Genomic DNA, 14,221 nt, shown 5'->3' with positions numbered 1-14,221 from the left:
ACACCACGCTGTAACGTTTGCACTGCAACTCACTCAACCCTTTTGTCATACCTGATTTTAGATTGAAGCACCCGGCTCTCACTCAGGAATTGTCACTCGCGAGCACTTGAAGATAGGTCGTCGATATAGCGATCGACGGCACCTCATATTCACAGTGCAGAACTTAAAGCGACGTCACTAGTTGAGCCTCAACGATCGGCTTTTCTGTTGTTCGTCACTTGGTCTTTTTACAGTAAGGATGCCAAGTGCCCTATTCATCACGCACTGACCGCTCCCTTTTCGCCCCTATGGGCAACGGCTGCCTGGGATTGTTGCTGGGCCTGATCTGCCTGACCCCGGCCCTGGCCCTGGCCGACGTGCAACCGGGCCAGGAAGCCCTGCGCCTGCAGCAGCAACAGCAACGCGACCTGCAACAACTGCAATTGGAACAGCGCCAGCGGCAGATGCAGCGCGGCAGCTTCAGCAGCACCCCGGCCAACCCCGACCTGCCCCGGCAGCCCGCCAGCGACGAGCGCTGCTGGCCCCTGAGCGGCACCCGCATCGGCGGTGTCAGCCTGTTCGGCAAAACCCGGCTCAACGACGCCATCAAGCCGTACGTAGCGCCGTGCATGGGGGTCAATCAGATCAACCAGTTGCTGGCGGCCATCACTCGCCTCTATGTCGAGGCCGGCTACATTGCCAGCCGCCCGTACCTGGCCAGCACCCCGGCCGCCGGGCACAGCCTGGATATCCTGGTGGAGGAAGGCTACGTCGAAGCCATCGAACTGGCCGACCAGAGCCTGCCGGTGTCCCTGGGCGGGGCCTTCCCCGGCATGCTCGGCAAGCCGCTGAACCTGCGGGACCTGGAACAGGGCCTGGACCAGTTGAACCGCCTGCGCTCCCTGGACCTGACTGCCGACATCGCTCCCGGCAGCCAGCCCGGCGCCTCGCGGATCATCCTGCGTTCGCGCAGCAGCGCCGCGCGCTGGGGCCTCGGCCTGGGTGTGGATAACCTCGGCAGCGCCGGCACCGGGCGTGACCGCCAGTCGATCAACCTCAACCTCGACAGCCCGTTGCAGATCAACGACGCGCTGAACCTGAACTACAGCGACACCCTCAACCACGGCCCGCGCTACAGCCGCAGCAGCAGCCTGTTCTACTCGGTGCCCTACGGTTACTGGACCTACAGCCTGTTCGCCAGCCACGCCGAATACCGCGCCCCGCTGAAGCTGGCCCGCACCACCCTGTACAACAGCGGCCGCACCGACATGGTCAGCGGCCGCGCCGACCGGGTGCTGTGGCGCGATCAGAGCCACCAGCTCAGCGCCAACCTGCAACTGGCCTACAAGGACGTGGACAGCTACCTGCAAAAAGCCCACCTGCAGATCCAGAGCCCGACCCTGACCGTGGCCGAGGCCGGGCTCAACCTGTTCTGGCTCGACAGCGCGGTGTGGAACCTGGATGTCAATTACGCCCAGGGCCTGACCTGGTTCGGCGCCGACCGCGACTCGCAACAGGTGCAGCGCAACCTGCCCCAGGCACAGTTTCGCAAGTACCGCGCCGGCCTCAGCCAGTGGCGCAACGGCCAGCTGGGCGAGCAGCGCTGGCAGTGGCAGAGCCAGCTCTCGGCGCAGTACAGCCCGGACCCGCTGCCGGCCATCGAACAACTGCTGGGCACCGACGATTCGGCGGTGCGCGGCTACCGCCTCAACAGTGCCTCCGGCGCCATCGGCGCGGTGTGGCGCAACACCCTGCGCCTGCCGCTCAACAGCGACCTGCCGCTCAAGATCACCCCGCGCCTGGGCCTGGACAACGGTTGGATCAAGGCCGAACACGGTGCCCAGAGTCGGCACCTGAGCGCGGCCAGCCTGGGCCTCAACCTGGCCTGGAAAAACCTTCAGGTCGACCTGGATTACCAGCACAGCCTCAACACCCCACAAGGTTTCCGAACGGAACCGGAAGTCTGGCTGGCCAGGTTCAGCCTGCAGATTTGATCAACCGCCGATTAGCCTGAAATACCCGACGAACCTGAGCACAACGCGCCGTCGCCCCTCTAGAAGGCAACGCCCGGCTCACTTACTCAGAACGAGGTTCTCATGCCTGACAACACTCACCGCTTCAACCTTTCGCCCCAGGGCAGATTGCGCTGGACCATCGCCGGCCTGCTGCTGGTATCCCATCTGCCCCTGGCCCTGGCCGGCGGGATCACCGTGGTCGAGGGCCCCGGCGGCACCCCGCAACTGCAGAACCAGGGCGGCGTGCCCATCGTCAACATCGTCGCGCCCAATGCCGGCGGCCTGTCCCACAACCAGTTCCTGGACTACAACGTCGGGCAACAGGGGGTGGTGCTGAACAACGCCCTGCAAGCCGGGCAGTCGCAACTGGCCGGGCAACTGGCGGCCAACCAGCAACTCCACGGCCAGGCGGCCAGCGTGATCCTCAACGAGGTGATCAGCCGCAACGCCTCGCAACTCAATGGCGCCCAGGAAATCTTCGGCCGCGCCGCCGACTTCGTGCTGGCCAACCCCAACGGCATCTCGGTCAATGGCGGCAGCTTCATCAACACCCCCAACGCCAACCTGGTGGTGGGTCGCCCGGAACTCCAGGACGGCAAGCTGCAGGGGCTCAACACCCAGGACGCCCGGGGCCAGCTGGATATCCACGGCGGCGGCCTGCGCAACGCCGAGGGCTCGATCAACCTGATCGCCCCACGCATCGACAGCAAAGGCAGCCTCGCCGCCCGGGACCAGTTGAACGTGACCGTGGGCCGCAATCAGCTCGACTACCCCAGCGGCAAGGTGCTGAAGGTCGACCCGACCAGCCACACCCAGGACCAGCGCATCGATGCCAGCCTGTTCGGCGCCATGCAGGCCGGGCGGATCAATATCGTCAGCACCGCTGAAGGCGCCGGGGTGCGCGTCGGCGCCGTCCAGGTGGACGGCCGCGACGGGGTCAAACTGACTTCCGCCGGTGACCTGGACATCCGCGGCCAGGCCGTGGACAACAGCCTCGACGCGGTTCGCGCCGGGGTGCGCAGCCAGGGCGATATCGAACTGCACGGCGCCAAGGACCTGACCCTGGCCGCCACCGACGTCAGCGGCCGCAACGTCAAGCTCGATGCCGGGCGCAACCTGACCCTGAGCAGCATCGAAAGCCGCAAGCTCCAGGAAAAACGCCAACAGTGGGACAAGAGCACCATCGGCATCACCTGGGAGACCTACGACGCTACCCAGACCGATAGCGAAACACGCCAGCACGGTAACAAGGTGCTGGCCCAGCATGACGCGGAGCTGAAATCCGGCGCCAATACCCGGATCCAGGGCAGCAGCGTCGAGGCTGGCCACAACCTCAACGCCCAGAGTGGCGGCGACCTGCAACTGACCGCCGCCACCGAAACCCACACCCAGCGCGACCAGGGCCAGCACCGCAAGCACCTGTGGAAGGAAAACTGGGACAACGCCAGCAGCCAGCAGCGCAGCGTCACCAGCCAGCTCAAGAGCGGCCAGCAACTGCAACTCGACAGCCAGCAGAAGCTGCGCCTTGAAGGGGCCGAGCTGCACAGCAAGGGCGACATCCAGCTGGCCGCCAAGGACGTCGACATCACCAGCGCCAGCCGCCAGCAGAGCCAGAGCAACCAGCATTACTCCGGCGACCTGGTGGGCGGTGGTTTCTTCGGCAAGAACGCCGACGGCGACCAGGGCAAGACCGAGAACCAGGGCAGCAAGGTCAACGCCGACGGCAAGCTGATCGTGCGTGCCGACAGCGTGCGCATCAGCGGCAGCCAGGCCCGGGGCGCCACCCAGGCCAGCGTCATCAGTAACAAAGGCTCGCTGACCATCGACGGCGTGCAGGACACCTCCCATCGCAACAGCCACAGCAAGGACAGCAAGTTCTTCGGCATCACCAAGGACGAGAGCCGTCAGCAGAGCCAAGGCAGCACCACCGTCGGCAGCCAGGTGCGCTCGGACAGCAACCTGAAGTTGCAAAGTGCCGAGGACCTGACCATCAGCGGCTCCCAGGTCGCCGCTGCGGGAGCCCTGGACGCCAGCGCCAAGGGCACGGTCAAGGTCGTCGCAGCCGAAGACACCCGGCACGACAGCAGCAGCACCCAGAAGCGCGGCTTCGACGCCTACGCCAAGGAAAACGCTCCGGGCACCGGCCAGTACCGGGCCGGGGTGCGCTACCAGGATGAGCAGCGCAACGACAGCAGCGACAGCACCCGGCAACAGGCCTCCAGCCTCACTGGCGGCACCCTGGCGGTCACTGCCGGCGAGGACCTCAAGGTACAAGGCAGCGACCTTGCGGCCACGGCCGGCGATGCCAGCCTGAGCGGCAAGAATGTGCAGTTGCTGGCCACGGACAACACCACCGACAAGCACAGCGACAGCACCACCACCGGTGGCGGCTTCTACTACACCGGCGGCCTGGACCGCGCCGGCAATGGCCTGGAAGTGGCCCACACCAGCACCCAGGACAGCAGCAGCAAGAGCACTGCCCAGACCAGCAACATCGCTGCCAGCGGCAACCTGACCATCAATGCCGGCAACCGCCTCACCACCGAAGGCGCCCAGGTCAAGGCTGGCGGTGCATTGCAGGTCAATGCAGCCGAAATCGACAACCAGGCCGCGCACAACCGCGAAAGCAGCAGCCACAAGGAGAACAACTGGGCGGTGGATGTCGGCGCCAACGTCGAATACAAGGGCGTCACCCGCCCCATCGAAAAAGCCATCCAGGGCGTGGCCCAGCGCAAGTTCCATCAGCCTGGGGTACTCGATGCCCTGGAACAGCCCAATGTCGGGCTCGATGTGGACGTCAGCCACCAGAACCGCCAGCGCAACGAAAGCGCCAGCACCGCCGTGGTCAGCCAATTGAGCGGCGCCCAGGTCACGGTCAAGGCCGACGGCCAACTCAAGGACCAGGGCACCCAGTACCGCGCCACCGACGGCGCGCTGAAGATCGACGCCGGCAGCCTGCTGGCCAGTGCCGCCAGCGATACCCACAGCAGCAGCGAACAGGCCGTGGACGCCAAGGTTGGCGTGCGGGTCTACACCAACACCGGTGAAGACTTGAACATCCGTGGCAGCGGTGCCGGTGGCAGCAGCAACGTCACCAGCAGCTCCGAGAAGGCCCAGGTCGGCAGCTACGCAGGCAGCCAGGGCGTGGACATCAAGGTCGGTGGCGATGCCCGCTTCGAAGGCAGCCAGTTCAATGGCGGCCAGGGCGGCGTCAACATCAAGACCGACGGCAAGCTGGCACTCAATCAGGCCAATGATCGCCAGAGCAGCAGCAACTCCAGCCTGCGTGGCGATGCCTCCCTGACCCTGGGCACCACTCCAGGTAGCAGCGGCACCAACCTCAATGTCGGCGCCGGCTTGCAACTGGATCACAAGGGCCTCGAACAGCAGGACAGCCAGGCACGGGTCGCCAGCATCCAGGGCCAGGGACCGGTCAACCTCAAGAGTGCAAGCGACCTGACGCTGCAAGGCACGCAGATCGGCAACGCCGCGCGTCCGGCCGGCGATATCACCCTGGACGCCGGCGGCAAGCTCGACCTGCAAGCCGCGGTGGACACCCACCACAGCCAGGGCAGCAACCTCGGTGGCGGCCTCACGGCCGGTGGCAGCAAGACCAGCAGCGAGCAAAGCAGCGGCAAGAGCGTCAACCTCAGTGCCAACTTCAACATCGGCCGGGTCAATGAAAACGATCAGAGCCAGCGCGGCGCCCAGCTCTACAGCCAGGGCCAGGTACGCCTGGCCAGCGCCGCCGAGGGCGACAGCGCCATTCACCTGCAGGGCACGCGCATCGACGCCGCCAAGGTGGTGCTGGATGCGGCCCAGGGCGGCATCTACCAGGAGTCGGCGCAGTCCACCCAGGTCCACAACAACTGGGGCCTGACCCTGGGCGCCGGTGGCAGCATGGGCAAGACCACCCTGGCCGATGCCGGTGAGCACGACTCGCCGAAAGTCGATCGCGGGATCAATGCCCGGGCCAAGATCGACGTCGATCAGCGCCAGAACACGACTCAGCACAACAGCCTGATCAAGGCCGATCAGGTGACCCTCAACAGCGCCGGCAACGTGCACCTGGCCGGCGCCAACATCGACGCGCAACGCCTCGACGGGGCCATCGGTGGCAACCTCGACATCGAAAGCCGCCAGGACCGGCTGCGCAGCACCCAGGTCAATATCGACGCCAAGCTGGAAGTGGCGAAGAACCAGCCGGGGCTGGTGGACAAGCTGGCCAAGCCGGCCGGTCCGCTCAAGGACGACCTGAAGGCCAAGGCCGAAAAAGGCTTCGACCAGCACCGGGAAAAGCTGGAAAACGCCGTCGACAAGAGCGTCGACAAACTCGGCTCGGCGAAAGACAACCTGATCGCCAAGGCCAGCGACGCCAAGGAGCGCCTGGGGGAAAAACTCAGCCGCAGCGGCAGCTACGACGTCAACCCCGAGCCACGCGGCGCCTTTGGCAACGGCGTGGACAAGGCCAAGAACTACCTGGCCGACAAGGCCGACGCCGTGGGCAATCGCTTCTCCAGCCTGAAGGAACGCTTCTGGCCGAAAACCAGCGACAGCTACTCGGTCAGCGAGAAGAACACCACCGGCAGCAAAGTGGCCAATACCGCTGAAGGCGTGCTGTTTGGCGACAAGAGCGGTCAGACCTCCTATACCCCGACCTTGAACCTGAACGTCAGCCACGAGAGCAAGAACCGCGTGGAACAGGCCTCGGGGATCAGTACCCAGCAGGGCGTCAACCTGAAGGTCAGCGGCGAAACCCAGCTCACCGGTGCGCGCATCGGGGCCAGCGAGGGTCGCGTCGAACTGGGGGGGTCCAAGGTCAGCAAAACCGACCTGGCCGGCTCGGAACTGCGCGTGGACGTCGGCGCCAACCTGTCCAAGTCACCGGTCAACATTGCCACCGGCAGCGTGGCCGAATTGACCCGCAAACAGGATGACGCCACCCGCCAGGACCAGGCGTTCAACCTCGGTCCGCTGCGGATCGGCGGCCATACCGACAGCCAGCTGCTGCAAGCCGGCATCGATCAGAAAACCCCATGAGGCCCGGGCCGCCCTCCTCGCGGGGGGCGGCCTGCACGGACTCGCGCCGGGGCCTTTATTCCGGGTTCAGGGGCGCTGCGCTCCGCCTTAACTTCACGTGACAGCCAACCGGCTGTAATACCTCCCCTTATTCGTTGTAAGACCTGTCTTAGATTGGTTTTTTCAACACTTTCGCAACTATTTCCGCTCCCGCGGCTGGGCTACTGTTCGGACTTTCCTTTATCGGCAGGAGGCCAACATGGGCTCAGTACTTATCATTGACGATCATCCCGTGATACGCATGGCGGTGCGTATTCTGCTGGAACACGAGGGGTATCAGATCATTGGTGAAACCGATAACGGCGTGGATGCCCTGCAAATGGTCCGCGAATGCGAACCCAGCCTGGTCATCCTCGATATCTGCATCCCGAAGCTCGATGGCCTGGAGCTGCTGGAGCGCTTGAGCAACATGCACCCATCCATGCGCATCCTGGTGCTTACGGCCCAGTCCGCGGCCCTGTTTGCCAGTCGCTGCATGCGCGCCGGGGCCAGTGGCTATGTGTGCAAGTGCGAAGACCTGAGCGAACTGCTCAGTGCCGTCAAAGCCATTTGCAACGGCTACAACTACTTTCCCAGCCAGGCCCTGCACCTTGACCGGACCGCCCTGGGAGCAACTTTGGAGTTGGCCCAATTCAACTCCTTGAGTGATCGGGAGTTGATGGTTCTGCAACTTTTCGCCATGGGCCAGACCAATAAGGAAATTGCCACGGGCATGTTTCTCAGCCACAAGACCGTCAGCACTTACAAGAAACGCATCATGCAGAAACTGGCCACCACCTCGATGAATGAACTGGTGGACATGGCCAAGCGCAATGAACTGATATGAGACACCAGTTGCCGATACCACCGTCGCGGCGAGCGGCCGAGCGATGATCGACACCCTGCTCCAGCCCGTTGGCATCATCAGCCTGATACTGCTGGCTTCATGGCTGAACCAGGTCCGGCTCTATCGGCAACTGCGCCAGCAGCGCCGGCACTTGCAGGCACTGGCCCGCTCGGCGACGGCCCTGGAGGCCGACAAGCAGCGCGCCGAAGCGGCCGATCGCAACAAGAGCCGCTTCCTCGGGCACCTTGGCCACGAACTCCGTACCCCGTTGAATGCCTTGATCGGCTTGCTGGAGCTGGTGCTGCGCCGCACCGGCGACAGTTCGCCAACCCACGCGCCGCTGGAGCTGGCGCTGGGCGCGGCCGGCGACCTCAAGGAACTGCTGGATGACCTGCTGGACATCAGCCGGATCGAGTCCGGCCACCTGCGCCTGAACCCGACCTGGGTCGACCTGCGCGATTGCATCGAGGGGCAGATCGGGGTGTTCCACGCCCAGGCCCGGCAAAAGCACCTGGCGCTGGAGCTGGAATTCAACGCCCCCAGCCCCGTTCCCCAGGTACTGATCGATGTTCTGCGCTTCAAGCAAGTGCTGGGCAACCTGTTGAGCAACGCCATCAAGTTCACCCAGCAGGGCGCGATCCAGGTCAGGGCGACTTTGCAGCCCGCCGCAAGCCAGGATCGGTACGAGCTGCTGTTGCAAGTGCAAGACAGCGGTATCGGCATTCCCGAGCAGGAACGCCAGGGGCTGTTGCTGCCCTTCGCCCAGCTTGACGCCGACAGCCAGTCGCCGCGAAACAGCGCCGGGCTTGGCCTGCCCATCAGCCACCAGTTGTGCCGGCAGATGGGCGGCAGCCTGAGCCTGCACGGGCGCAGCGGCCCCGGCTGCGAGGCGCGGGTCAGGCTCCCCCTGAGCGGCCGCACCGCCCAAGCCGCCGCGGGTGCCACAGAGCCGCCGCCCGCCACGGCGGTGCCGCTGGATGTGCTGCTGGCAGACGATCACCGCGCCAGCCTGACCCTGCTGCAGGGCCAGCTGGAGTACCTCGGACACCGGGTCACCTGCGCCAGCGACGGACGCCAGGCCTTTGAGTTGTGGCGCCAAGGCGACTTCGACCTGCTGATCCTCGACTGCAACATGCCATCGATGGACGGCTACCAACTGGCTGAGGCCATACGCCAGCACGAAACACGGGAGCAGCGACCGGCGACCACCCTGATCGGCTGCAGCGCCGACACCGACCCGCCAGCGCTCCAGCGCGGCCTCGACGCCGGCATGCACGACTGCCTGGCCAAGCCCCTGGGCCTGGAGCACTTGAGCCGCAGGCTGGCGAGCCTCAAGCCCCGGCCTCGGCCCGACAGCTTCAGCATCCGCGCCTTGCGGACCCTGACCCGTGGCAAGCCGCTGTTCGCCCGGCGCATGCTCAACGAGTTGCTGCGCTGCTGCCAGGAAGACCGGCGCCAGCTGGAGCAGATCCCGACCAGTGATCCCCGGGCGCTGGTGGCCCTGGCCCACAAGATCAAGGGCTCGGCGCTGATGGTCGGGGCCGGGGCATTGCAAGCCGGGTGCGAGGCTCTGGAACAGGCTTGCCTGCAACCGGCTGCACAGCAGGCGATAAGCGCTGCGGTCCGCCGCCTGGACCGGGACCTGGTGCACTTCGCCCAGTCCTTGCATCGCCACCTTGATCACCCGCCACCCGAGCCCTCCAAGACGCAAGCCACAGGGCAGAAAAGCATCGCCCCGCAGCTGACGAATCCGCCATGAAGCCTGCGCTTGCCAGATAAATATCAAAGGGCCAGTATTGCCTCGCCACCCGTCCCTGCAGGCCAGCCCCGTCAACCCGCAGCCGACGGGGCCAAGGCAGGAAGAGCCGGCCTTAACTATGCTTGGGCCTAGAACCCAGCCCCATGCGCCTCCGGAGAGAATTGCAATGCCGAGCACGCCAACGCCTGCCCTCCGTCGCTTTCCTCTTCATATCCACATCAGCGTGATGTTCACCCTGCTGATGTTGCTCACCGGGGTCATCCTGGGGATCTACAACTACCGACAGACCACCCGCATCATCCTGCAAAGCAGCGAAAAGCTCTTCCAGCGCATCGAACAGGATGTGCGCGGCGACCTGAAGTCCACTTACGAACCCATCCGCCATCTGCTGCGCCTGCTGGCCGGGGACCCGGCGACCCAGAGCGGCAACCTGGAGCAACGCCTGGCACTGCTCAGGCCGTTCAGCCAGTCGCTGCAGGACAACCCGAACCTGGCCTCGTTGTACCTGGGGTATGCCAATGGCGATTTCTTCATGGTGCGGCCCCTGCGCGACGCGGCTATCCGCAATCAGCGCCAGGCGCCGCCCAACAGTGCCTACGAAGTCTGGAGCATCGAGCGCGACGCCAACGCCGGACAGATGCACTCACAATCACTGTTCTTCGATTCGCAGCTCTCGATGATCGGCCGCCAGGAGCACCCGCAGGAGGGCTACGACCCTCGCAACCGCGATTGGTTTTCCAACGCCCGCAGCGAAACCGAGCAGATCACCACCGAGCCCTATGTCTTCTATTCCACCAACAACGTCGGCACCACCCTGGCCCTGAGCAGCGGCAACCTGGCAGTGATGGGCGCCGACCTGACGCTGGAACAACTGTCCTCGACCCTGGCCAAGCACCGGGTCACCCCCGGCACCGAGATTGCCCTGCTCGACGACCGGGGCAACGTCGTGGCCTATCCCGACAGCGACAAGCTGGTCCTGGAAAAGCACAGCGCACGCCTGATCAAGGCCAATGCTCTGAATCCGGTGTTCGGCGCGCTGCTGCGAGAGCAGGCGGAAAACGGCCACTTGCAGTCCGAGGGGCGCAGCTGGATCGCCGCCAGCAACCGGATCGCCGAGGGCGGGCCGGGCGGCCTGCAACTGGCCTTGCTGGTGCCCGAGGATGAGCTGCTGGCCGATGCCTATCGCCTGCGCTGGCAAGGCGCGCTGATCACCCTGACCATCCTGCTGCTGTGCCTGCCCTTGGGCTGGCTGATCTCACGGGTGCTGGTGCGACCGCTGCGCGCCCTGGTGCAAGAAGCCGACGCCATCCGCAGTTTCGACTTCAAGGCGCCGATGTCACGCCGCTCGCCGGTGCTGGAAGTGGATCAACTGAGCCTGTCCATGGCCCGGATGAAAGACACCCTGGCGAGTTTTTTCGAGATCAATGCCAGCCTGTCGGCGGAAACCCGCTTCGACCCGCTGCTGCAACGAGTGCTGTCGGAAACCGTCAAGCTGGCCCAGGCCAAGGCCGGCCTGATCTACCTCTCTGAAAGCAAGGGCGCGCGCCTGGAACCCTATGGCCTGATCATCGACGGCGAGCATCAGGATCTACCTCGCTTCAATATCGCCACCAAGGACCTGACCGACCACCGGCTGCCGGACTGGCTGCGCCAACTCACCGACAGCGACACCGTGGTCACCACCCTGGGCTTCGAACAGGCCGGCAGCCTGCAAAGCGTGCTGCTGGCCCTGGACAGTCCCAGCGCCCACTTGCTGGGCCTGCGCTTGCGCAACCGCCATCACGAAATGGTGGGCATGCTCCTGCTGTTTCTGGAAGACAGCGGCACCGAGGCGGACCTGGACAAACTCAGCCCGGATCGGATCGCCTTTATCCAGGCGGTGTCTGCCACCGCCGCGCTGTGCATCGAAAGCCAGCGCCTGCAGAACAAGCAGAAGCAACTGCTGGACGCCTTCATCCAGCTACTGGCCGGCGCCATCGACGCCAAGAGCCCGTACACCGGCGGCCACTGCCAGCGAGTGCCGGCCCTGACCCTGATGCTGGCCGAGGCCGCGGCCGCCAGCCACGACCCGCGATTCGCCGCCTACCAGCCTACCGACGACGAATGGGAAGCCCTGCATATCGCAGCCTGGCTGCACGATTGCGGCAAGGTCACGACCCCGGAATACGTGGTGGACAAGGCCACCAAGCTGGAAACCCTGAACGATCGGATCCATGAAATCCGTACCCGCTTCGAAGTGCTCAAGCGCGATGCCTGGATCGACTACTGGCGGGCCGTGGCCGAAGGGGCGGAAGTCACTGCCCAGGCCGCCAGCCGCGACGAGCGCCTGCGTGCCCTGGACGACGACTTCGCCTTTGTCGCGCGCTGCAACCTGGGGGCCGAGTTCATGGCCGAGGCCGACCAGCAGCGCCTGCAGAATATCGCCCTGCGCACCTGGAGCCGGACCCTGGATGATCGCCTGGGGGTGTCCTGGGAAGAGCTGCGGCGCCAGGAACGCACGCCGGCGCCCAGCCTGCCGGTGCAGGAGCGGCTGCTGGCGGACAAGCCGGAACACCTGTTCGAGCGCAGCGCGGTGGAGATCATGACCGCGGACAATCCCTGGGGCTTCAAGCTCCAGGTGCCGGCCCACAAGTACAACCGCGGCGAGCTGTACAACCTGAGCGTGCCCCGGGGCACGCTGACCGCCGAGGAGCGCTATGTGATCAATCACCACATCGTGCAGACCATCATCATGCTCAACCACCTGCCCTTCCCCAGCCACCTGCAGAACGTGGCGGAGATCGCCGGCGGCCATCACGAGAAGATGGACGGCAGCGGCTACCCCAAGCAGCTCAGGCGCGAACAGATGAGCCTGCCGGCGCGGATGATGGCCATCGCCGATATCTTCGAGGCCCTGACCGCCGCGGACCGCCCCTACAAGAAGGGCAAGACCCTCAGCGAAGCGCTGAACATCATGGCCATGATGTGCCGCGACGCCCACATCGATCCCGAGCTGTTCGAGCTGTTTCTCCAGGAGCAGATCTATCAGCGCTACGCCGAGCGCTTCCTGGTGCCGGAGCAGATCGATGCCGTGGATCGGGACGCGCTGTTGAAAAAGGCAGGGTTGACCGCCTGATGGCGGTCAGCAGTCACTCAGGCGCAGGAAGATCGCCGCCAGTTGCTCGATCCCGGCCTGGTCCGCCGGGCTGAAGCGGGCCAGCTTCGGGCTGTCCAGGTCGAGCACGCCGATCAGCTGGCCGTCCTTGACCAGGGGCACCACCAGCTCGCTGTTGGACGCGCTGTCACAGGCGATGTGTCCGGCAAAGGCATGCACATCCTCTACCCGCTGAGTCTGCAGGGTGGCCGCGGCAGTGCCGCAGACGCCACGGCCGAAGGGAATCCGCACGCAGGCGATCTGGCCCTGGAACGGACCCAGCACCAGTTCCTGGTTGCGGTTGAGGTAGAAGCCGGCCCAGTTCAGGTCGTCGAGCTGGCTGAACAGGAACGCCGAGAACTGCGCGGCATTGGCGATGAAGTCACGCTCATCGGCCAACAGCGACTCCAGCTGGGCACACAGCAGCCCGTAGCCATCCAGACCTTGGCCGGCACTTTGCAAATCGATCATGCTTTTTGCTCCAACAACTGCAAGCCCACCCAATAGCGGGCAAATTGATAGGCACACCGGCCGTTGCGGTTACCCCGGCCCGTGGCCCAGCGTACCGCCAGAATGTCCAGCTCCTCCGTGCGCTGCCAGCTCAAGCCGGCCTTGCGCGCCAGCTCGCCGATCCAGTGTTCCACCACATTGAGAAAGTGTTCCTGAGTGAAGGGATAGAACGACAGCCACAGGCCGAAGCGGTCCGACAGGGCGATCTTGTCCTCCACCGCTTCGCTGGGGTGCAGCTCGCCGTCGACGCGCTTCCAGTTCTCGTTGTCGCTTTCCTTTTCCGGCACCAGGTGCCGGCGGTTCGACGTGGCGTACAGCAATACGTTTTCCGGGGCCTGTTCCAGGGAGCCGTCGAGCACGCTCTTGAGCACCCGGTAATCGCCCTCGCCGGCCTCGAACGACAGATCATCGCAGAACAGCACGAAACGCTGGGGCAGCTTGACCAGTTGCTCCACCACCCGCGGCAGGTCCGCCAGGTGATCACGCTCGATCTCGATCAGCCGCAGGCCGCCCTTGGCATGTTCGGCCAGCAAGGCGCGCACCAGGGAGGATTTGCCCGTGCCACGCGAACCCCAGAGCAGGGCATGGTTGGCCGGCAGGCCATCGAGGAATTGCCGGGTGTTGCGCGCCAGTTGCTCGCGCTGCTTGTCGACCCCGATCAGATCGCTCAGGCGCATGTCCAGGCTGACCTCCAGGGGCAGCAGGAAGCCGCTGCGGCCCTCGCGCTGCCAGCGCGCGGCCAGGCACTGGTTCCAGTCGATGTTCTGGCGCAGGGTCGGCAACAGCGGTTCGATCCGGGCCAGCACGGCGTCGGCACGTTCAAGAAATGCATTCAATCGGGCATCCACGGCTTTTCCTCAGGCACGTTCAAGGTAATGATGCGGCACACAGACCAAACGCCGTCCTGATCAAAGGGTCTA

The 14,221-nt window shown here is 65.0% G+C and carries 7 protein-coding genes; 5 read left to right on the top strand and 2 right to left on the bottom strand.

What is annotated here, in order from left to right:
* The first annotated feature begins 245 nt into the window (after window positions 1-245).
* From ACMGG8_RS13465 to ACMGG8_RS13445, 5 genes are all read left to right on the top strand, one after another.
* Window positions 246-1,973, top strand: a complete 1,728-nt coding sequence (locus ACMGG8_RS13465) for a ShlB/FhaC/HecB family hemolysin secretion/activation protein (protein WP_060840399.1) — start codon at window positions 246-248, stop codon at window positions 1,971-1,973.
* Window positions 1,974-2,075: 102 nt separating this feature from the next.
* The gene (locus ACMGG8_RS13460) at window positions 2,076-7,034 is read left to right on the top strand and encodes a hemagglutinin repeat-containing protein (RefSeq protein WP_414159703.1); all 4,959 of its coding nucleotides are present in this window, start codon (window positions 2,076-2,078) and stop codon (window positions 7,032-7,034) included.
* Window positions 7,035-7,272: 238 nt separating this feature from the next.
* Complete coding sequence (locus ACMGG8_RS13455) at window positions 7,273-7,899, top strand: response regulator transcription factor (RefSeq protein ID WP_060844273.1); 627 nt, start codon at window positions 7,273-7,275, stop codon at window positions 7,897-7,899.
* Between the two features lie 43 nt (window positions 7,900-7,942).
* Window positions 7,943-9,658: a response regulator gene (locus tag ACMGG8_RS13450; RefSeq protein WP_060844274.1), complete on the top strand. Its 1,716-nt coding sequence runs from the start codon at window positions 7,943-7,945 to the stop codon at window positions 9,656-9,658.
* Between the two features lie 166 nt (window positions 9,659-9,824).
* Window positions 9,825-12,773: an HD domain-containing phosphohydrolase gene (locus tag ACMGG8_RS13445; RefSeq protein ID WP_414159702.1), complete on the top strand. Its 2,949-nt coding sequence runs from the start codon at window positions 9,825-9,827 to the stop codon at window positions 12,771-12,773.
* A gap of 6 nt (window positions 12,774-12,779) precedes the next feature.
* On the opposite strand, the gene ACMGG8_RS13440 is transcribed toward ACMGG8_RS13445, so the two are convergent.
* Window positions 12,780-13,262: a GAF domain-containing protein gene (locus tag ACMGG8_RS13440; protein ID WP_414159701.1), complete on the bottom strand. Its 483-nt coding sequence runs from the start codon at window positions 13,260-13,262 to the stop codon at window positions 12,780-12,782.
* On the bottom strand, window positions 13,259-14,149 hold the full coding sequence (locus ACMGG8_RS13435; RefSeq protein ID WP_060840404.1) for an ATP-binding protein: 891 nt from the start codon (window positions 14,147-14,149) through the stop codon (window positions 13,259-13,261). The genes ACMGG8_RS13440 and ACMGG8_RS13435 overlap by 4 nt, the downstream gene beginning before the upstream one ends.
* Window positions 14,150-14,221 lie beyond the last annotated feature (72 nt).

This window comes from Pseudomonas sp. BNK-45, from assembly GCF_047456255.1.
Lineage (GTDB): Bacteria > Pseudomonadota > Gammaproteobacteria > Pseudomonadales > Pseudomonadaceae > Aquipseudomonas.
This window is presented reverse-complemented; position numbering and strand designations above follow the sequence as displayed.